General features: G+C 65.2%; 23 protein-coding genes and 1 tRNA gene. 11 read left to right on the top strand and 13 right to left on the bottom strand.

Going from position 1 to position 19157, the window contains the following annotated elements:
* Window positions 1-103 precede the first annotated feature (103 nt).
* From QRO95_RS14750 to QRO95_RS14730, 5 genes are all read right to left on the bottom strand, one after another.
* Window positions 104-418, bottom strand: a complete 315-nt coding sequence (locus tag QRO95_RS14750) for a hypothetical protein (protein WP_285302882.1) — start codon at window positions 416-418, stop codon at window positions 104-106.
* Window positions 415-606 carry a hypothetical protein gene (locus QRO95_RS14745; protein WP_285302881.1) on the bottom strand — a complete coding sequence of 64 codons (192 nt, stop codon included), beginning with the start codon at window positions 604-606 and terminating at the stop codon, window positions 415-417. The genes QRO95_RS14750 and QRO95_RS14745 overlap by 4 nt, the downstream gene beginning before the upstream one ends.
* A gap of 154 nt (window positions 607-760) precedes the next feature.
* A complete protein-coding gene (locus QRO95_RS14740; RefSeq protein WP_111188960.1) occupies window positions 761-961 on the bottom strand; it encodes a hypothetical protein in 201 nt (66 codons plus the stop codon).
* The gene (locus tag QRO95_RS14735) at window positions 958-1290 is read right to left on the bottom strand and encodes a hypothetical protein (RefSeq protein ID WP_285302880.1); all 333 of its coding nucleotides are present in this window, start codon (window positions 1288-1290) and stop codon (window positions 958-960) included. Before QRO95_RS14735 ends, QRO95_RS14740 begins: the two co-directional genes overlap by 4 nt.
* Window positions 1291-1359: 69 nt before the next feature.
* The gene (locus QRO95_RS14730) at window positions 1360-1587 is read right to left on the bottom strand and encodes an AlpA family transcriptional regulator (RefSeq protein ID WP_111188962.1); all 228 of its coding nucleotides are present in this window, start codon (window positions 1585-1587) and stop codon (window positions 1360-1362) included.
* A 107-nt stretch (window positions 1588-1694) separates the two neighbouring features.
* On the opposite strand from QRO95_RS14730, the gene QRO95_RS14725 reads away from it, so the two are divergent.
* The 5 genes from QRO95_RS14725 (at window position 1695) to QRO95_RS14705 (ending at window position 4818) form a co-directional block, all read left to right on the top strand.
* Window positions 1695-2108 (top strand): Arc family DNA-binding protein, encoded by a 414-nt coding sequence (locus QRO95_RS14725; protein WP_111188963.1) that lies wholly within the window; start codon window positions 1695-1697, stop codon window positions 2106-2108.
* Complete coding sequence (locus tag QRO95_RS14720; protein ID WP_285302879.1) at window positions 2105-3268, top strand: tyrosine-type recombinase/integrase; 1164 nt, start codon at window positions 2105-2107, stop codon at window positions 3266-3268. The genes QRO95_RS14725 and QRO95_RS14720 overlap by 4 nt, the downstream gene beginning before the upstream one ends.
* 10 nt (window positions 3269-3278) lie before the next feature.
* Window positions 3279-3354 (top strand) — tRNA-Ile (locus QRO95_RS14715).
* A gap of 69 nt (window positions 3355-3423) precedes the next feature.
* Window positions 3424-4071, top strand: coding sequence for a hypothetical protein (locus QRO95_RS14710; protein WP_285302878.1), 648 nt, complete (start codon window positions 3424-3426; stop codon window positions 4069-4071).
* Between the two features lie 60 nt (window positions 4072-4131).
* Window positions 4132-4818, top strand: a complete 687-nt coding sequence (locus tag QRO95_RS14705) for a hypothetical protein (RefSeq protein WP_248858325.1) — start codon at window positions 4132-4134, stop codon at window positions 4816-4818.
* Between the two features lie 24 nt (window positions 4819-4842).
* Here QRO95_RS14705 and QRO95_RS14700 read toward each other — a convergent pair whose 3' ends face one another.
* Window positions 4843-5235: a DoxX family protein gene (locus tag QRO95_RS14700; RefSeq protein WP_032128569.1), complete on the bottom strand. Its 393-nt coding sequence runs from the start codon at window positions 5233-5235 to the stop codon at window positions 4843-4845.
* Between the two features lie 118 nt (window positions 5236-5353).
* On the opposite strand from QRO95_RS14700, the gene QRO95_RS14695 reads away from it, so the two are divergent.
* Both QRO95_RS14695 and QRO95_RS14690 read left to right on the top strand, forming a co-directional pair.
* Complete coding sequence (locus QRO95_RS14695; RefSeq protein WP_285302877.1) at window positions 5354-5773, top strand: H-NS histone family protein; 420 nt, start codon at window positions 5354-5356, stop codon at window positions 5771-5773.
* 49 nt (window positions 5774-5822) lie between these two features.
* Window positions 5823-6230 carry a hypothetical protein gene (locus QRO95_RS14690; RefSeq protein WP_285302876.1) on the top strand — a complete coding sequence of 136 codons (408 nt, stop codon included), beginning with the start codon at window positions 5823-5825 and terminating at the stop codon, window positions 6228-6230.
* A 21-nt stretch (window positions 6231-6251) separates the two neighbouring features.
* On the opposite strand, the gene QRO95_RS14685 is transcribed toward QRO95_RS14690, so the two are convergent.
* On the bottom strand, window positions 6252-6893 hold the full coding sequence (locus tag QRO95_RS14685; protein ID WP_049461990.1) for a glutathione S-transferase family protein: 642 nt from the start codon (window positions 6891-6893) through the stop codon (window positions 6252-6254).
* Window positions 6894-7020: 127 nt separating this feature from the next.
* On the opposite strand from QRO95_RS14685, the gene QRO95_RS14680 reads away from it, so the two are divergent.
* Window positions 7021-7437: a hypothetical protein gene (locus tag QRO95_RS14680; RefSeq protein ID WP_285302875.1), complete on the top strand. Its 417-nt coding sequence runs from the start codon at window positions 7021-7023 to the stop codon at window positions 7435-7437.
* A gap of 7 nt (window positions 7438-7444) precedes the next feature.
* On the opposite strand, the gene QRO95_RS14675 is transcribed toward QRO95_RS14680, so the two are convergent.
* Window positions 7445-8248, bottom strand: coding sequence for a helix-turn-helix domain-containing protein (locus tag QRO95_RS14675; protein ID WP_049401083.1), 804 nt, complete (start codon window positions 8246-8248; stop codon window positions 7445-7447).
* Window positions 8249-8313: 65 nt separating this feature from the next.
* On the opposite strand from QRO95_RS14675, the gene QRO95_RS14670 reads away from it, so the two are divergent.
* On the top strand, window positions 8314-9207 hold the full coding sequence (locus tag QRO95_RS14670) for a DMT family transporter (RefSeq protein WP_049423736.1): 894 nt from the start codon (window positions 8314-8316) through the stop codon (window positions 9205-9207).
* 8 nt (window positions 9208-9215) lie between these two features.
* Here the strand turns inward: QRO95_RS14670 and QRO95_RS14665 are convergent, their stop codons facing one another.
* Together QRO95_RS14665 and QRO95_RS14660 are read right to left on the bottom strand one after the other, a co-directional pair.
* On the bottom strand, window positions 9216-10244 hold the full coding sequence (locus tag QRO95_RS14665; protein WP_285302874.1) for a hypothetical protein: 1029 nt from the start codon (window positions 10242-10244) through the stop codon (window positions 9216-9218).
* Between the two features lie 258 nt (window positions 10245-10502).
* Window positions 10503-13337 carry a TonB-dependent receptor gene (locus tag QRO95_RS14660; RefSeq protein WP_032128574.1) on the bottom strand — a complete coding sequence of 945 codons (2835 nt, stop codon included), beginning with the start codon at window positions 13335-13337 and terminating at the stop codon, window positions 10503-10505.
* A gap of 554 nt (window positions 13338-13891) precedes the next feature.
* Here QRO95_RS14660 and QRO95_RS14655 point away from each other — a divergent pair.
* Window positions 13892-14344, top strand: a complete 453-nt coding sequence (locus tag QRO95_RS14655; RefSeq protein WP_005419568.1) for a PA2169 family four-helix-bundle protein — start codon at window positions 13892-13894, stop codon at window positions 14342-14344.
* Between the two features lie 84 nt (window positions 14345-14428).
* Here the strand turns inward: QRO95_RS14655 and QRO95_RS14650 are convergent, their stop codons facing one another.
* From QRO95_RS14650 to QRO95_RS14640, 3 genes are read right to left on the bottom strand one after another with little or no spacing between them, the layout of a single operon-like run.
* Window positions 14429-16126, bottom strand: a complete 1698-nt coding sequence (locus QRO95_RS14650) for a penicillin-binding protein 2 (RefSeq protein WP_285302873.1) — start codon at window positions 16124-16126, stop codon at window positions 14429-14431.
* 23 nt (window positions 16127-16149) lie between these two features.
* Window positions 16150-16578, bottom strand: coding sequence for a hypothetical protein (locus QRO95_RS14645; RefSeq protein WP_285302872.1), 429 nt, complete (start codon window positions 16576-16578; stop codon window positions 16150-16152).
* Window positions 16569-18104 carry an MFS transporter gene (locus QRO95_RS14640; RefSeq protein WP_285302871.1) on the bottom strand — a complete coding sequence of 512 codons (1536 nt, stop codon included), beginning with the start codon at window positions 18102-18104 and terminating at the stop codon, window positions 16569-16571. Before QRO95_RS14640 ends, QRO95_RS14645 begins: the two co-directional genes overlap by 10 nt.
* Window positions 18105-18211: 107 nt before the next feature.
* Here QRO95_RS14640 and QRO95_RS14635 point away from each other — a divergent pair, with 107 nt between their 5' ends.
* On the top strand, window positions 18212-19117 hold the full coding sequence (locus QRO95_RS14635) for a LysR family transcriptional regulator (RefSeq protein WP_121504495.1): 906 nt from the start codon (window positions 18212-18214) through the stop codon (window positions 19115-19117).
* Window positions 19118-19157: the final 40 nt, after the last annotated feature.

Here is a 19157-nt window from a genome sequence, read left to right as displayed (position 1 = left end):
AGCAGCGTCAGGTCGGTGGCCTGGATCATCGCCAGCGTGTCGCGCATGGTCTTGACCGGCGGCGTGCCAGGCGGCGATCGGAACAGCTTCTTCTTGGAACGCTTCACGGGGTCACCTCGCGCAGAAACTGTTCAACCTCGTTGACCATGAAGTCCGGTAGGACAAACATGGCCTCGCCAACATCGAGGGATGCAGGTGCTATGTCATTGCGAATGCCCACCTCATCAAATGGGGCATCCGCGATCATTAGGCCGACCTCCAGCCCTCGATCAGATCGGAGATCGGTCAGCACTAGGCTGGCCGACAGCCTCCTGTCAGGGATGACCATCAGGTGCAGGTAGATGCCCGGTGCGCGGAAGACGCTCAGCTCCGGGAAATCGCCCTCGCTCGGGGCTCGGATAGGGGTGACATTGCTCATCGGTAAGCCTCCTTGGCCTCATGCAGTGCAGCGCGCAGGGCGTCGCGGTTGGGGGCGAAGTCGGGGCGCAGGGCGCAGGCCCACTCCAGGGCGCGCAGGGCGCCCCTGGCGGCTTCGCGGAGGGTGGAGTCGGGCGCGATGTGCTCGCGTAGCAGGTCGGCCAGCTCGTCGCGCAGGATGACGTTCACGCTCGGGCCTCCTGTGCTCGCATTGCCTCTACCATGCGGGCAGCGAGCGCTTGCAGACGTTCTTCGGACATCCCGGTCGATGGCCGCTGCTGGTCGCCTCGGTCACTCGGCAGGCGGACAATGCGCGCAGCCGGGAATGGAATCACGACGCAGTTCATGAGCGGTCCTCCAGCTGAGCATCGCGGTATGCACGCAGGTAGCGCCACGCGGTGGCTCTGCTCATGCCGAACCGGTCTTCGAGGTCGCGCGGGCGCAGCGGGCGCTGGCGACCACGCGCCCAGCGAACGAACACGAAGGCGAACTCGATCGCGGTGGTGGCGCCGGCGGGGCGCTGATACTTGGCCGTGGTGCTCATGCCGCCACCTGCTGGGGAGCACATTCCTGCAGGTCCTGCAACCTTTCGGCCTCGCGCACCAGGTTGCGCCCCATCTGCACTTGCTGCAGGAGCAGGCTGTAGAGGTACAGGTCGCCTTCGCGTGCGTCTTCCAGCATCAGCAGGAGAACCTGCTCGGTACCGGCCAGGATCCAGCGCAGGTCGCCAAGGGCCGCCCGGCAGGTCGTGGACGGGTGTATCAGGTAGTCGCCTTCGCCGCTCCAGAACTTATGCAGGTCAGGGGTCTCTGAATACGCGGCGGGGGAATGCGCGATGGATCCGACGACGGATTGGTGTAGAGTATTTCGCATGGTCACGTTCCTCAGCGGGTTCGGTGGCTTCGACGGCTCGGGAGTTCGCGCTCCCGGGCCGTTTTCTTTTCAGCCGGCATGGCTGCGGCTATCGGTCGTCTCGACGACGGCGGCTTCCAGATAGGCATCCAGATCGGACTGGCGGTAAAAGACCCGGCCGCCCACTTTCAGGTACCGGGGGCCGCGTCCCATGTGGCGCATCTTCTCCAGGGTGCTGTGGCTAAGCCCGAGGTACGCGGCCGCGTCCGGGCCCTTCAGGCGTGTGATCAGGTCGGTAACGGCGATCTTGTCGTTCATCTTTCAGGCTTCCTCAGTGGTACCCCCGTGGTATTACGGTGGCACATGTGGCGAGATTGGCACCCCATATCGCACATGTCAACCACCGAGGTATTACAATCCAGCACATGGCCAGAACTGACCCCCAAATCAATCTACGAATCCCGGCTGAGCTGAAGGACCGAGTCACCGAGGTCGCGCAATCCGCAGGGCGCTCAACGAACGCGGAGATCGTCCAGCGTTTAGAGGACTCGATTGCCGCAGGCCCTGAGGCCTCCGAGCTGATGGCGGGAATGGCCTCGTTGTCAGCGGCGGAAAAGGCAACTGAGGCGGCGTACTGGCTCTATGTGCAGGCTTCAGGGGGCGATCAGACCGATCCGTCGAAGCTGCGCGAGAAGGAGCTCACACAGCGAGCTTGGTCGGAAGCAACGGTGCGCGAGATGCGTGAGGCCCGTCGGGTGGCCGATCTGATTCTCGACCTCTGCAGGTTGCATGACCGGGTCGCCGACAGGTTGTTCCCTGACGGAATACCCGATCTGTGAGTTCGTTCACCAAGCTCACCCGCGCCGGCATGCGTGGCCTGAAGCCTGGCCAGTCGCTCAGCGAGCACGGGATCACCTACACGCGCACTGCCAACGGCGATGGCCGCTGGTCGGTGAACGTCATGGTCAGCCGCCGTCGCCACCACCAGGTGATCGGGCTGGAGTCGGAGGGGTACACCCGCACGCAGGCCGAGGACGTTGTGGCCTCGCTGAAGGCGTCCAAGCGCACTGCAGCGCATGGGGTGCAGGGGAGCAAGGGCAACGCCTCACAGACGGTCGCTCAGGCAGCAGACGACTACCTGGCCTACCTGCGGCTGCACGACGGCAAGGACATCGACACCAAGGAGCGGCGGTTCCGCGATCACATCAAACCGCACCTCGGGCGCCGGCCGGTGGCCAGGCTGACCGATGACGACTGGCTCGGCTACGTGGCCACCAGGAAAGGCGAGGGCGCCAGCGCCGGCACGATCAACCGTGAGCGCTCGGCGCTGCTGCACATGCTCAACACGATGCGGCGGCGGAAGATCCTCTCGGCTGCGCCGCTGCTGGCCCGTCAGCGCGAGCCACAAGGCAAGCTGGTCTACCTGACCCCGGAGGAGTCACAGCGGCTGCTGCTGGCCGCACAGGAGGATCTGTCGCCATTGGCACATCGGTTCGTGATGGTGACGCTCTACACCGGGCTGCGGCACAGCGCGGCGCTCAACCTGCGCGCCGGCGATGTCGACGTGCAGCGGCGCATCCTGTGGATCGGCAAGGACAAGGCCGGCCGGCGCGAGCAGCCGATGCCGCAGGTGCTGGCCGAGTACTTGGCCAAGGTCATCAAGGGCATGAAGGCCGACGACTACCTGTTCCCCTCAGCACGCGCCGGCAGCGGACGTGCGTACCAGATGAACTCCGTGTTCGCGCGGTGCGTGCGCGCCGCCGGCATCACCAAGCACGTCACGCCGCACACCATGCGTCACACCGCGGCGACCAATGCTGCGCATGCTGGACTCGATGCGGCCACCATCCAGGCGATGGGCGGTTGGAAGACAAGAGCTATGGCCGAACGGTACACTCACGCGGCTTCGATGCAGGACGCTATGGCGGCCCTGCAGAAACAGCTCTCAGGCAGCGCGGTTACACCGAAATTACAACGGCGATCGCGCAAAACCGCCTGAAACCCTTATAGGGCCTATAGCTCAACGGTTAGAGCAGGGGACTCATAATCCCTTGGTTCCAGGTTCGAATCCTGGTGGGCCCACCAACCCAGCATGCATGAACGGCTGCTGGTCTGCCTTCAAGGCAACATCTGATCCACACGCAAGGATCGAACATGCCCGACACCCGCGCCCCGGTGGAAGACTTCACCACTGAAATCGAAGACAGCCGGCATCTGTTCGCCCGGTGCCTGGTGCGCTACGGCCAGATTCCCGAAGCGCTGGCAATCGAACAGGCACGCGAACGCTATCCGGACCAGGCCGCCGGCCACGAATACGAGCACGAACTGCTCTTCCACGACGAGCCCTGGCATTGGGCGATGCTGCATGTGCTGGGCGAAGGGTACTGGCACCAGAACCCGGAACTGTTGCAGCCGTCGCTGGAGTACGACACCGAATTGGACGCGCTGTGCCTGGCGCGCGGCGAGCCGATTCCCTTGCTGGATGAGGATGAGTATCTCGGTGCGCTTGCGCACGCGCGCCATATGCATGCGTGGACGTTGATCCATCAGGCAGGGATTGCCGAAGAGCAGGCACAGCGGCAGGCGCTTGAGTACTACGCGTACTTTCCGCCGCATCATCGCTGGCGCATGTGCGTCCACGATGCGCGCGCTGCATGGGTCGACGTGATGAGCGTACTGCACATCAATGACTACTGGAGCCGGCCCGAACTGCAGAGGCCGCCTGAGGCGTACTGGCGCGCGTCACGTGCATTCGCCCTGGCACAGGGGCTCCAGCTGCCGGAAATTCCGCCTCCCTCATGAGAGGGCGCTGCAAGGGTGGCATGATGCGGCTTCCGCCGATCCGTACGACAAGGAGCCCGCATGAAGCGCAGTGCCCGTATGTTCGTCGCCCTGACTACCCTTGCGGCACTGCCTGCCGCTGCCGAGCCGTCCGACTCACCCAGGCGCCCGTCGGTTGACACCCTGCAACGCCTGATCGTCGACAAGGCACCGCAGACGCGCGTAGCAACACCGGACCACGAGCGCATCACCGCACGGCGCATCGATATCGTCGATGACACGGGGGTGATCCGCATGACGCTGTCCGGAAAGACACCGGCACCGATCATCGATGGCCTGCAGTACAAGCGCGCCTTCAACGTGGCCGGCATGGTGCTGTACGACGACAAGGGCAGCGAACGCGGTGGCTTGGGCACCGCCGATGTCGACGGCGGCATGGCGGTGCTTGCGCTGGACCATCCGGCGATGGATGCGATCGGCTGGCGGGTATCGCCGGACGGCGCGGTGAGTTTTTCGATCAACCAGGCGCCGAAGCTGATCCGCGAGCCTGCGCTGGGCAACAAGCTGATTCCTGGGGTGCAAGCACCGACCCGCATCGGTCTGGTGGTCGGGCCTGACGGCACGCCGGCCATCGCCTTGAACGACAAGGCAGACCGCACGCGACTGCGCCTGACTGTCACTGCGGAAGGCTACGGTGCGATCGAGTTCCTCGATGCGCAGGGCAAGGTGATCCACACATTGGCGCCGGAGGCTGAGCTTCGGCGCTAGCGCGTGGGGGGCGCCGATCGGCGCTTACCCGCGCCGCCCCCTGCCATCAATGCTGTACCGCCCGGCCCCGGTGCAGGCCAGCAGCAGGAAGCCACCGGCCAGCCCCAGGTTCTTCAGGAACATGATCTGTTGGGTCTGGTCGGCGAAGTTGTGATGGAAGATGAAAGCGGTGACCAGGCTGAAACCCACCAGCACGATCGACACCAGCCGGGTCTGGAAGCCGAACAGGATGCACAGTCCGCTGCCGATCTCGAAGGCGATGGTGGGCCAGAGCAGGATGCCGGGCACGCCCATCGCTTCCATGTAGCCCTGGGTGCCGCTGAGATCACCGAGCTTGCCCAGGCCGGAGATGAGGAACAGCGCCATCAGCAGGATGCGTGCAAGCAGGTAAGCGAGCGAATGGGATGAGTGGCTCACGTCGGTGTCCTCGGAGATGGCCGGCGAAGGCGATCGGAGCCCACCGGCAGTGAAGCCCGTGTCTACGCCAAGGGCAAGGCGCCTTGACAGCTGGCCGTCCGCAGGAGACCTTTCTCCCATGACGATTGATATTGAATCGCTCAGCCTTCGGGAGCTGGGCGCCTTGGTGGTTGCCGCTGAACAGCGGAAACAGCTGATTTCCAGCCGCCGTCCGGCCAGTGCGGTACGGCGGATGTTGAAGGCCGCAGCAGCAGAAGCGGGGTATACCCTCGAAGAGCTGTTCGGCGGAGAGGTGAACGAAGAGGCCGCTCCCCACCGGAAACCGGCACGGCGCAGAACCGGGAAAGTGGCTGCCAAGTACCGTGACCCGGAGTACAAGCGCCTGACCTGGTCCGGCCGCGGGCGCATGCCGCGCTGGCTGGCGTCCAAGGTGCAGAAGGGCCACAAGGTGACCGACTTCCTGATTCCCGGCCTGGCCCGGCCGACGGCGCGCAAGAGCAGCCCGATCGGCAAGCGCACGGTTTTCAAGAAGGATTGAACCTGCCGCGCTGCTACCCTGCCGGGGTCTTTGAACGAAGGAACACGGGATGGCACACGATGGCAGCATGACGATCTCACCCAGAGTCCTCTACATCGCGGCAGGCGCGGCGGTGCTGGTCAGCCTGCTGGCCTGGGCGGTGGAATGGAGCGGGATGGCCTATGTCTGCCCGTACTGCCGCGTGCAGCGCACGGTCATCGGCGTGCTGGGCGTGCTGATGCTGTTCGCACGACCGGGCGGCTTCATCGTGCCCTGGTTGTCGTACACCGCAGGCGGCTTCGCGTTCGTGGTCGCGGCGATGCAGCACTTCAACGGCTGGAAGCGCATTTCCGCCGGAGATTTCAGCTTCAACGCGCAGTGGTACATCGACCCGTGGCTGCTGTCAGGTTGCGCGATGCTGATCCTGGTGGCGCAGCTGATGCTGGTGCAGGCCGCATGCCGGCGCAGTCTGCACTGAGGCCTGCCCACGGGCGTAGCGTCAGGCGTTCTGGAACACCGCCAGCTGCGCGGCGAACGCACGCTGGTAGGCGGGGCGCTGCGTTGCACGGCCCACATAGGCCACCACCTGCGGGTACTCATCGAGGAGGCCGCTGCTCTTCAGGCGCAGCAGCACCGAAACCATCATCAGGTCGCCGGCGCTGAACTCGCCCTCCAGCCACAACGCCGATCCCAACCAGGCGGACAGCTGCGCCAGCCGCATACGCACACGCTCATCGAGCATCGGCAGGCGCTGCGCATACCAGGGCTGCTCGTGCTCCAGCACCCAGGCCATCGAGCGCTCGACGATGGGCGGCTCCACCGTATTCAATGCAGCGAACACCCACATGATCGCGCGCATGCGTGCATCTGGATCAGCAGGAAGCAGGCCGGCATGCTGCTCGGCCAGGTGCAGCACGATCGCGCCGGATTCGAACAGGATCTGGCCGCCGTCCTGCCAGGTGGGGATCTGCCCGAAGGGGTTGCGGGCCAGGTGCGCGGGCTGCTTCAGCTCGGCAAAGCCGAGCAGCTGCACGTTGTAGGGCACGCCCAGCTCCTCCAGCGCCCAGCGCACGCGCATGTCACGGGCCAGGCCCTGGCCGCGGTCCGGGGAAGTGGCGAAGGCGGTGAGGATCGGGCACATCGTGGCACTCCTGCAGGTCGAAGGGCCTGCCTTTCCTGTTCCGACGAACGACGGGGCGGGAAATCGACACCCTTCCCGGGACGGCGGGCGATACACTGCCCGCCACCCACCACACCTGTGCCTCCTCATGTGGCAGCGCCGCACTTCCTTGGCCGAACTGCAGCAGCAACGCGATGTGCTGCAGGCTGAGATGGATGCGGACGCCCAGCGATGGGTCTCACAGCTTCCGCCGGATGATCTCGTGGCAGCGCTGATGCCGCAGGCGCGCCGGCTTCAGGAGCTCAATCAGCTGATCCTGCGGGCTACACCGCCGCGTGAGCTGATGAAGCGCCTGAAGGCGCTTGAGCGACAGCTGCTCGAACCCGGTACACAGAACGCAGGCGTGCGGAGGGGACTGGAAGATGAACTGCGCGATCTGCACCTCTATTTCAGCAATCCCCGCCGTCGCCCATTGACGGCAAAGGTCATTCTCATCCTGTTCGCCTGCGTTCTGGCCGCCTTGTTCCTGCCGAGGCTGCTTGTGCACCTGCTGATCGCTCTCTAGGCCGCCCTCACCCCGCCCGATGCAGCTTCCGGTACTGATCCGGCGTGCACTGCGCGTGCCGCTTGAACATCTCGGCGAAGGCGCTGACGCCGGAATAGCCAAGCTCCTCGGCGATCCGGCTGATCGGCCGGCGGGTGCACAGCGCCTCGGTGGCGCGCACGAACTTCACCCGTCCACGCCAGTCACCGAGCGACATGCCCAGCTCGCTGCGTGCCATGCGCTCCAGCTTGCGCACGCTCATATGGTGCCGCTGCGCGATTTCGGCAACCGATTCGGCCACCGACAGGTGTTTCTCCATGTACGCCATCACCTGCTTCAGTGCATCGCTGCTGGCGATCGGCAGGAAGCTGGGCAGTACGGCCGCATTGACGATCTGGTCGATCACCACGGCGGCCATGCGCCGCTGGGCCGGGGTCTGCGGATCGGTCACGCCCTGCCGTGCCAGTTCGTGCAGCAGCTCGCGCAGCAGCGGGCTGACTTCCAGTGCACGGCAGCGATCAGGCAAGCGGCGTGACAAGGCCGGCGACAGATAGGCCGAGCGGTAGGCCAGCTGCGAGCGGTTGCGCGAGTAGTGGGCCATTCCCGGTGGAATCCAGATCGCGTAGTGCGGCGGGGACACCATCCATTCGCCGTCGATCTTCATCTCCATCACACCCTGCGCGACGAAGTTGAACTGGCCCCACGGATGGCTGTGCGTGCCCCAGTCCGTGGGCTCCATCGCACCCTGCCGGAAGTAGATCGGACCGGGCAGCTGGCGGAAGGTGGGGATTGGCTCCATCGGTTGCCGCAAGCCGGGGTCGGTGTGGCGCATTTTCGGGATGTCCTCGATATGCGCCAAGCGTACGCTGGGCAATCCCCCACGTACACCCGCGTTCCGTGAACTATCTTTTCCCGATCCTCGCCTGCCTGCTGTGGGGCGCGAACACCATCGTCACCAAGCTCGCCTCGGACTCGGTCGGCCCCATCGACATCGGCTTCTTCCGCTGGCTGGTCGCGGCGGTGGTCCTGCTGCCGTTGGCGCTGCCACGTCTGCGCGAAAACCTGCCGACCGTGCGCGCCAATCTCGGGCGCTTCCTGGTGCTGGGCTGCCTGGGTGGGGTGATGTACCAGTGCCTGGCCTACTATGCGGCGCACTTCACCTCGGCCACCAACATGGGGGTGATCCAGGCGCTGATTCCGTTGATCGCGCTGGCGCTGTCGCGCGTGTTCATGGGCCATCCGGTGCGAGGCACTTCCATTCTTGGCGCGGTGATCTCCACTGCCGGTGTGGTGGCGGTGGTCTCGCAGGGCGACCTGGCACGGCTGGCGGCGCAGGGCCTGAACCGCGGCGACGCGATCATGCTGATCGGTGCATTGGCCTTCGCCGCCTACAACGTGCTGATGCAGCGCTGGAAGATTCCGCTGTCGGTGCTGGAGTCGCTGTTCCTGCAGGCCACCGCTGCATCGCTGATCCTGTTGCCGGTACAGCTGCTGGTCGGCACCGGGGTGAACAACCTCACGGCGGTCGGCTGCATCGGCTTCGCCGCCGTGTGCGCTTCGATCCTGGCGCCGCTGACCTGGATGACCGGACTGTCACGCCTGGGCGCTGCGCGCGTCTCTGGCTTCTTCAACCTGGTGCCGATCGTGACCGCCGCGCTGGCTGTACTGCTGCTGGGAGAATCGCTCAGTGGCTGGGTACTGGGCGGTGGCCTGCTGGCGGTGTCCGGCGTGGTGTTCGCTGAGTACAGCGCCAGGCGCGCCGCCGCAGTGCCGAGCGAGCAGCCCGCATAGGGCTTCGGTCATGCGGGATGCGTGTCTCCACTCAGCGCGTGTTCCACCCGCTGTTGCAGCGCGTCTGCGTCATGGCCGCGTTTGCCCTGCAGGCTGAGATACAGCGAAAGCGGGTCCACCACATCGCCAATACTGGTGAATGCCGGCGGATAGGCCCAGATCTGCAGCCGTGCGCTCTGAAGGCAGTCCGGGCCGGGCATGGGAAGTGCGCCCAGCAACCGCCACGCATCGATGTGCAGTGCGCGGGTGCCACCGATCGGGGGCGGTGACGTTTCAGCAAGCGCATCGAGGCCGGCCGTCGGCGCCGGATGCCCCGCATCGCGGAGTGCCTCGGCGGTCGGGCCCCAGCAGACATCCACTTCCTTCAGGATGGGGGAACGCAGGAACGGCTGTGCCCTGGCCCAGACCTCGTCGCGGTTGCCGGCCAGCTTCAGGAAGCGCTCGCGGCCCCCGGTGGAGCGTTCAACCAGGCCGCGACCGACCAGTTCGGCAGACAGGCGCGACGCCGTCATCGAGGTGTAGCCGGCGACGGCACTGATCTCGCGCGGCGACCACCAGCGCGACTGGCCGCTCAGCAGCACGTGGATCAGTACGGCCTGCGCCGAAGGCAGCAGCGAGATGGCTTTCTTCTCATGATCGGGGTCGTCGCGGAACTCAATGGCCAGGCTCGGCGCGAACAACTGGGTGTGCGGGACCACGAAGTCGATGTGGTTCTCGACCAGGAAGCGGCGCTGGGTCGGCGTGAGATAGGGCGAGACGTACAGCACCAGTGCATTCGCTGCAGAGCGCAGGCAGCGCACATCCTGGATCACGCGGGTGCTGGATTCGCCCGGCTCGCGGGCCACGGCGAGCATGGCGGGAGTTTCCCCGTACAGCATCAGCCCGGCGAGGTGGTAGCGCGATGCCATCGCGTGGGGAATGGCATGCAATGAAGCAAGTGGATGCACTGCCGAGGCGAGCCCGGGGAGAATCCTGCGCAGGTACCGCTGCGCGTCAGCGACCAGGTCGGTCAGGCCGGTGCGAACTGCCGTCGTCATCTCGTACTTCCCTTGCGGCGGCATGTCCGGAAGATCGGAACCCGGCCACACCGTCACATTCAGTGGTGAACCTGGAGACGGGTGTGCAGTGTCGGGGCGCGTGGCGATCCATGCGGTCCTGCTCCTTAGCCGTCATGACATCAAGTGTTGCCGGGAACCTTGGAGATTCCGTCGAAAAACGATGGAGATTGGGTGGAGGCGGTGTGCATCGTGGCCGGCGGACTCCCCTTCCGCCGGCCACGAGCACGGACCTGCCCGTCAGAAGCGCTGCGAGTACTTCACGTACACGGTGCGGCCGATATCGAAGCCACCGTAATAGGGGAAGGAGCTGGACGGCTTGGAGAACATGATCGGTCCCTGGTGGTTGAACACGTTGTTCGAACCCAGCGCCACGGTGCCGTCCCACGGCAGCTTGTAGCTGACCTGGATGTCGTGGAAGGCATTGGAGCCGACCTTGCGCAGGGCATCCGGTTCACCGTAGGCGTAGCGGTCGGGCAGGGTGCACGGACGGTTCGGTACGCAGTTTTCAACCATGCCGGAGTAGTAGCGCACGGTGTACTGCGTGCTGAAATTGCCGAGCTGCCAGTTCACACCCAGGTTCGAGCGCAGGCGGGAAATGCCCGGCTGGCCGATCCGGCCCATCATGATCGTATCGCCGGCCGAGTTCTGGTTCTCCTCGTCGTACTTGGAGACATAGCTGTTCTGCAGGTCGATGGTGAAGCGGCCGAACGAGAACTCGGGCAGGCGGTAGCGGATACCCAGGTCCCAGCCTTCGGTTTCCATCGAGCCCAGATTGGCCAGACCGTAGAACATGCTGGTGATGTGGCCATCGCCAGCGCGCTTGACGCTGCCACAACGCGAAGCGTTGCCGAGCACGTAGCAGTCACGCAGGATGCGGTCGACGCTGTCCTGGATGATCATGTTGGTGATCTTGTAGCTGTACCAGTCGAGGTTGATGTCCAGCCCGTCCACCCAGCGCGGGCTCCAGACCACGCCCACGGTCTTGCTCTTGGACTCTTCCGGGCGCAGCTTCGGATCGGAGCCGGTGGTGAACTCGTCAGGCGTGGCGCACGGATAGCTGGCGCAGGGCTTCAGGCTCTGGTTCAGCTGCTGGTAGCCCAGCGGGACGCCGGCGGCGTTGCAGGCGGCATTGCCGTTGACGCTGTTGGTGGCGCCGATGCCGCACGGGTCGACATAGGTTTCGAAGCTGGTGCCCAGGCCGCCATACAGATCGGAGATGCTCGGTGCGCGGAAGCCTTCGGCGAAGGTGCCACGGATCATGAGCTCTTCGATCGGACGCCAGGCGAAGCTCGCCTTGGAGTTGGTGGTGCTGCCGAAGTTGCTGTAGTCGGAGTAGCGCGTAGCCAGGTTCACGGTCAGTTCCTTGGCGAACGGCAGGTCGCGCAGGATCGGCACGTTCACTTCGGCGAAGAACTCGTTGAGGCTGTAGTCGCCGGCGGTGGTGGATGCGCCCAGTGCAGTGCTCTGGCGCGACTGGGCGAAGGCATCGGGCACGAAGCGGCCTTCTTCCTTGCGGTACTGATACCCCAGGGCGACGGACAGGTCACCGGCAGGCAGTTCGATCACCGGGCCGGAGATGTTGGCGAAGTAACTGCGGGTCTTGGTGATGCCGGTATCGTTGAACGTCGGGAACAAGAAGCGCTGCAGTTCGGGATCGGAGAGAGAGCCAGCCCCCGCGACCCCGAACGGCAGCAAAGGATTCCAGGCCAGGCAACCCGAGACCGGCGATGCCGCCGTGCCACACCGGGCCACACCGTTGGCATCGAGGTAGGAGGGCCCCAATGCCTGCCGGGAAGCGATCAGGCTCATGTCGCCACGGCCTGTTTTTGTAACTTCATTGCGGTTGAACAACGCGCCGACTTCCCAGTCGTACGTCTTGGTGCCCAGCTCGAAGTAGCCGGACAGACTGGGTGCAACCCGCAGCGACTTCAGCTTGCTTTCGGTCGTGCGCGGCACTTCCCACAGGCGGCGATTGAACGCGATGCCGTGGTCGAGCGGGTTGAATACGCTGGCCGCGTCCAGGGGCGTGCCGAACTTGGTCGACTGGTACGGGTAGCCCGCGATCTGCTGGTCGGTGGTGCGCTCGTTGTAGCCGATGTCGGCAGTGAACTTGATCTGGTCGGTCAGCGCATAGTCCGTGCTCAGGAACAGCGAGCGGCGCTCGATGCCGGTCTGCAGGTGCATCTGGTCGTTGCCGTTGGCGAACTCGGCCGGCGTGATCGGGTGGTAGTCGTTCGGGTTCTTCGGATCGCCGCCACGATTGAGGGTCTTGAATACGGCATCACCGGTATTGCACTTGTAGAGCGCCGGGTCGCACCACGAACCGTTCTGGCTGATGTTGCTCCAGTCCGCGCCCGGGTAGTTGGGGCCGGCGCCGCCGTACCGGGAGAACTCGCGGTCGCGGGCAAACACTGGATCGGACTTCTGGTATTCCAGCGCAAGGGTGTAACCGCCGCGCTCGCCGCGTGCGCCGGTGACCAGCGAGAACGTGCTGTCCTTGCCATCGCCCTGGCTGAACTGCCCGTGCTGCATGGACACTTCCAGGCCTTCGTAGTTCTTGCGGGTGATGATGTTGACCACGCCAGCGATTGCATCCGAGCCGTACAGCGAGGAGGCGCCGTCCTTCAGCACGTCGATGCGTTCCACCGCGCTCATCGGAATCTGGCTGAGATCCTGCAGGCCGCTGGTGGTGGCGCCGAGCCGCTTGCCGTTGACCAGAACCAGGGTGCGCGTGGCACCCAGATTGCGGATGTTGACGTAGTAGCCACCAACGTTCTCGCCGGACGCCAACGCGCGCGCACGCGAAATGGTCGGCGCGCCGGTGGATGTCAGGTTCTGCAGCAGGTCGGCGATGGTGGTGAAGCCCTGCTGCTCGATCATCGCGCGGGTGATGGCGATGATCGGCTGCTGCGTTTCGATATCCACGCTGCGGATGGCCGAACCGGTAACCTGGATGCGATCGAGGTTCTTCGGTGTTTTATCGCTGTCATCCTGCGCATGCGCGGCCGGTGACCAGGCAGCGGCCAAGGCCGTGCCCACTGCCAGGGAAAGCAGGGTGTACTTGTAGTGCATTTGGCTCTCTCCAAATCCAGTTGAATGGGTTTCCGCATCGCTGCGTGGAAACCGATCTGAAATCCCGCTGTGCGGAATCGGAAGGAACCTAACACTCCGTTTACAACTCGATTACGTTATGGACGCGTTATCGTCGCGCGCCGGATACAGCGTTCATGCACAGGCCATGCACGAAACCGCGACGCGCACCAAGGGTGCTCTGCTTCAGTCTGGCTGCGGGCTGATGACAGACTCCAGGAGACATCCGATGAATACCCCCGGCAAACCAAGACCCACGTGGAAGCAGTGGCATGTGCTGTTGCTGGTGCTTGCCATCGCACTGTTGGTGACGCTGATCATCGTCATCGCGCCATGGTGAATCGTCGGCGTTCTGCTCAGGTACCGTGAACGCGGAAATGCGACGGGATGAAGGAGTCAGGGCGCGTTGAGGGTGGTGATGCATGCATCAATTCGTACTCACCCAATCGGCACATTCAAACCTCCACAGTGGTCCCGAAGGCAACGCACTCGCGCTGTCATTCTCCATAGACCATCGAGCACACAGGAGCGATTCCATGAGCACCCAGTCCACCATCGAACACCGCCTCAACGACCTGATCGAGATCGCCCGCGACGGAAAGTCGTTCTACGAGGAAGCTGCGACCAAGGTGAAGGATGCCGAACTGTCGGCCCTGTTCACTCGTATTGCCGGCGTCAAGGGCCGCATCGTCGCCGCACTGAGTGGCTCCGTTGCTGCCAGCGGTGGCAAGCCGGCCGAGCACGGCACCGTGGTCGGTTCGATGCAGCAGTTCTATGGCAAGGTCCGCGCTGCATTCGGCGACACCAACTATGGTTACGTGGCCGAGCTGGAAGAGTCCGAAGACCGGCTGCTTGGCGCGTTCAAGGACGTGCTGAAGGACAACGAACTGCCGCCGGCTGTGCGCCAGGAAGTCACCCAGCTTCTGCCTGAAGTGCAGGAGTGCCATAACGTGATGCGTGCTCGCAAGCACGCCATGAAGGCGGCCTGACGATCATCGGCGGCCTTCTCCCCGGGGCCGCCACGGTCGGGGCAGCGTGGCTGCCCCGGCCAACCTGGAGGCGGCGTGCAGGACTCAGCGTGGCGCATCGGGCGCGATGTCCTGCAGGTGCAGAACGCGCCCCATCAGCTCGCTGAAGATGGGAGCTGCGACCGCTCCACCACCGTAGCCTCCGCGGCGTGCATCGGGATCGTCCACTACCACGGCGACCGCATAGCGTGGATGTCGCGCTGGTATGACCCCCGCAAACAGGGACATGTAGTGGCGCGCGTATCCACCGGCAGCCGCCTTGCGCGCGGTTCCGGTCTTTCCGGCGATGGCATAGCCGCTGATGCGGGCCCGCGTCGCGGTGCCGCCGGGCTCGGTGGTGGTGGCAATCATGTCCATCACCTGGTCGGCCACGTTTGCAGGCATGGCACGGCTCACCGCTGTTGCGCGACAATGCTCGAAGGTCGGTTGCACGCGCAGGCCATGGTTGGCCAGCGTCGCGTAGGCATTGGCCAGCTGCAGCGTGGTCATCGACAGCCCGTACCCATAAGCCAGGGTCTGCTTGCTGGTGCCGCTCCATGCAGCAGGAGCGGCCAGCACACCGTTGCGCTCGCCGGGAAATCCGCTGCCCGAGACATGCCCTGCGCCCAGTGCGGCAAACATCGCGTGCAGCTGCTCGCGGCTCAGGCGGTGCGAAATCAACGATATGCCCACGTTTGAGCTTTTCTTCAGGACGTCGCTGGTATCCAGTACGCCCAGATCCCGATAGTCACGGGTGGTGAAGCGCCCATTGCGGATCCAGCCTGGGTGGGTGTCGAACGTGCTGGCAGACGTGATCACGCCGGCCTCGAGCGCTGCAGCCACGGTGAAGGGTTTCACCGTGCTGCCGGGCTCGAACACATCGGTCACCGCACGGTTGCGGCGTGCATCGGCGGCGCCGGTACCGGGCGCATTGCTGTTGTAGGTGGGCCAGTTGGCCATCGCCAGGATCTGGCCGGTACCGACTTCCAGCACCACGATGCTGGCGGCAGCCGCGCCGTAGCGCTGTACTGCCGGTCCGAGTCCTGCCTGCAGGATGTGCTGCATACGGCTGTCCAGCGACAGCACGATGTCCTCGCCGGGACGCGCCGGACAGCCACGGTCGCGCAGTTCGACCGGGCGGCCCTTGCGATCGATGATGACGTCACGGTAGCCGGCCTGTCCGCTCAGGCGCGCGTCGAACAGGCGCTCAAGGCCTTCAAGCCCACGGCCTTCGATATCGGTGACGCCGACGGTCTGCGCGAACAGCTCCGACTGTGGATAGAAGCGTTTGAACTCCTGCTGCAGGTGGACGCCTATGGGGGCCCTGGCCTGCAGTGCTTCAAGGCGGGCTGGATCGCCGCGACGAAAGCCAGGCAGATAGACGAAGCGTCGTTGCCGGTTGCGCGCCAGCAGTCTGGTCAGCACCGTCGCATCGGCATCCAGTACCGAGGCCAGCTGCTCGACTGAACCTGATGCGTCGAAGAAGGCGCGCGGATCGATCCACAGGGATGCTACAGGAGCCGATCCGGCAATGACGATGCCGTGGCGGTCGTACAGCGTTCCGCGATGCGCGCGCAGCGGATGGTGGCGGAGCATCCGTGCTTCGGCCTGGTGCCGGTAGAAGTGGTGATGGATGATCTGGACGTCAGCGGCCCGCGCCAGCAGCAGGCCCGCCAGCACGGCCAGTGCGGCGCAGGTCAGGCGGTAGCGGCGTCGGAAGTCATGGGCACGCGCGCGGCGTCGCGCCATGGTGGGGGTGCGCATGCGATGGGGCATCGAGACAATGGTTACAGCGGTTGCCCGGCGATGTAGGCTAGCAGTGCGGAAGCACGGTCGATGACATTGGCGTGGCTGCGGCCATCGGCAACAGCCATGCAGGCGATCTCCGCATCGCGCAGCGTGGCCAGCCGGTCCTGCAGGACCGGATAGGGTTCGGCCGTGCGATAGGTTGCGGTGTAGCCGGCATCCAGCAGCGGCTGGACCTGCACGGGATGGCTGTCGTGCTGGTTGCGCAGGGTGCGGTCGATCCGTGCGACATCACAGGAGGCGATGGCGTTGAACGCGTACTCCCATGCCACGGCGTTCGCCATGCCCTGGTCGATCTGGCTGAGCAGCGCTGCACGAGGTGGTTCGATGGGAGAACTGGACGATGCCGCCCCTGTGGTGGCTACCGGCATGGCGAACAGAAACAGGATCAGCGGGAGGTTCAGTCGCATGCGCGCGGCTCCGGGCGTTGCAGGAGGGATGGTGCTTCTGCCGCAGACCGGCTACGGCCCAGCAGCAACACCGCAAGGCTGGCCAGCAGCGCGGCGATGGCCGACGTCCACAGTGCACTGGCAAATCCATGGCTGTAGATCGCCTGTGCGAAGGCGGCGGTGCGCGCATCGGCGAAGGTGCCGGTAGCGATCGCATCGGCCATGGGCAGTACGTTGCGCGCGGGAACCGCCGCGGACAGTGCGCTGCGGATGCCCAGGCTCAAGGCACTGGACAGTACGGTGAATCCGAGCAGGATGCCGACAAAGCGCGTGGTCGCGCTGATGCCGGAGGCCATGCCGGCGCGCTCGCGCGGTGCCGCGCCGATGATGGCTTTGGATGTCTCGCCATTGAGGATGCCGCCGCCGGCACCGATCACCACCATTGCGACGAGTGCCAGCCAAGGCAGGTGCTGCCACGCGGCCAGTCCGGCCACGGCATTGCCCGCGGCGGTGACCGACAGCCCGATCGCCAGCACCGCCGGACTGGTCAGATGGCGACCGAGCCGCCGGCCCACGCTGGGAAACAGCAGCATCGCCGCAGCGAACGGAAGCATGCCAGCACCGGCAGCCAGTACGCTCAGGCCGATGCCGTTCTGCAGGTACTGCGGCAGCATCGATGCCATCACCTGTGCGCTGACCGAATAGCCGACCATGGCAATGAGTGCGCCGACGAAACGCGGACTGGCCAGCAGCCCGAGATCGACCATGGGATGTGACCGTGCCCGTTCAACGATGACGAAGGCAACAGCCATGATGATGGCCAGGCCCAGCCCAATCAGCGCCGGGGCCGATGTCCATCCTTCTGCCAGTCCTTCCACCAGGAAGAACACGATGCCGAAGATGGCAGCGCTGAACGTGATGATGCCGGGCGGATCGAGCGGGCGGACCACGCTGTCTGACGACTCGGGTATCCAGCGCAGCGTGCCGTAGCCGAGCAGGCCCAGGAACGGCAGGATCGCGACGAACACCGCGCGCCAGCCCCAGAGTGCGGACAGCACGCCGCCGATCAGCGGTGAGAGCACCATCATCACGCCCATGGCTGTGCCCCAGAACGCCCATGCAGTGTCCTTGGCGGCCCCCTCGTGGTACGTGTGGCCGATGATCGACAGCGAGGGTGCCAGCAGAAAGGCTGCACCCATGCCCTGCAGAGCCCGCGCCAGGTAGAGCAGGGCAGCACCGGGCGCCAGTGCGCAGAGCAGAGAGGTGAGGGCGAACAGGCTGATGCCGATCAGCAGCACCCGGCGGCGGCCGTAGCGGTCGGCGACCGCACCGGCGGGCAGCAGAAGTGAGGTGAAGGACAGGATGTAGGCACTGATCACCCACTCGATATCCGCGAATCCGGCGTGCAGGTCACGTGCGATGCTGGGCAATGCGACCGCGACGGCATTGGTCTCCAGCACGGTCATCGTGCAGCCCAGCGAGGCCACCAGCAGGACCGCGTCAGGCAGCGTGTGCCGTGCAGGCGAAGGGGGAGGAGAGGGCGGCACCGGTCACTCGCAGGAAGGGGAGGACGGCCATTCCATCAATGATCGGTGTTTGTTTCATTCTCGGTGTTTTCTGGTTACGTTAGCTTGAACCTAACGAAATGTCGCCCATGGAACGCCGTCACCTGGAGTACTTCGTCACTCTGGCCGAGGAGCTGCACTTCGGTCGTGCGGCCCTGCGCCTGGGAATTGCCACTCCCACGCTGAGCGTGCAGATCCAGGACATCGAGCGTCGGCTCGGCACGCGCCTGTTCGACCGCGGCCGGCGCGAGGTGCTGCTGACCTCGGCAGGCGAGGTGTTCCTGGCGGAAGCCCGCGATGTGCTGCGCCGGTTCGAACAGGCCGAGACCCTGGGCCGGCGCGCGGGGCGGGGTGAGATCGGCAAGATCGAGATCGGTTACGTCGGCTCGGCGCTGTATGCCGGAGCATTGCAGGATCAGCTCAGGCGGTTCCGCAGCCGCTACCCGGGCGTGGAACTGCAGGTGAGCGAATGGCCGATGGGCGAGCTCCCGCAGCTGCTGCAGGAAGGACGGGTGGATGTGGTGTTCTGCCGGCCTCCGATGGATGTACCCGACAGTTTCGGCGAACACACCTTGGTCGAAGACCAGTTCTGCGTGGCGCTGCCGGAAACCCATCCGCTGGCGCAGGCCCGGTCGCCGGTGCAGCCGGCGTCATTGGCCCGGGAGGGTTTCGTCATGCCGGAGCAGCCGGTGGGCGCAATGGAAGTCGGGCGCCGCGGCGGGTTCATTCCACGTATCCGTTCCCAGCCCGGGCATCTGGCGGCGGTGTTGGCTGAGGTGTCGGTCGGCGTTGGTTCGGTGGCGATCGTGCCATCGGTACTGCAACGCACGCTGGTGCTGCCCGGAATGATCTATCTGCCACTGGCCGGCCCCACCATCGTCTCGACCATCGCTGTGCAGTACCGGCGGGCAGAGACTTCGCCAGTGGTGCGGCGGCTGATCGAGCAGGTGAAGGAGACACCGTGCAGGCGCATCGACATGTTGCCCCTGGCCTGAGCGCCGCGCGGCAGGTGGACGATTGCTACACTGGTGCCAC

The sequence above is a fragment of the Stenotrophomonas maltophilia group sp. Smal13 genome, assembly GCF_030236855.1.
GTDB lineage: Bacteria > Pseudomonadota > Gammaproteobacteria > Xanthomonadales > Xanthomonadaceae > Stenotrophomonas > Stenotrophomonas maltophilia_A.
This window is presented reverse-complemented; position numbering and strand designations above follow the sequence as displayed.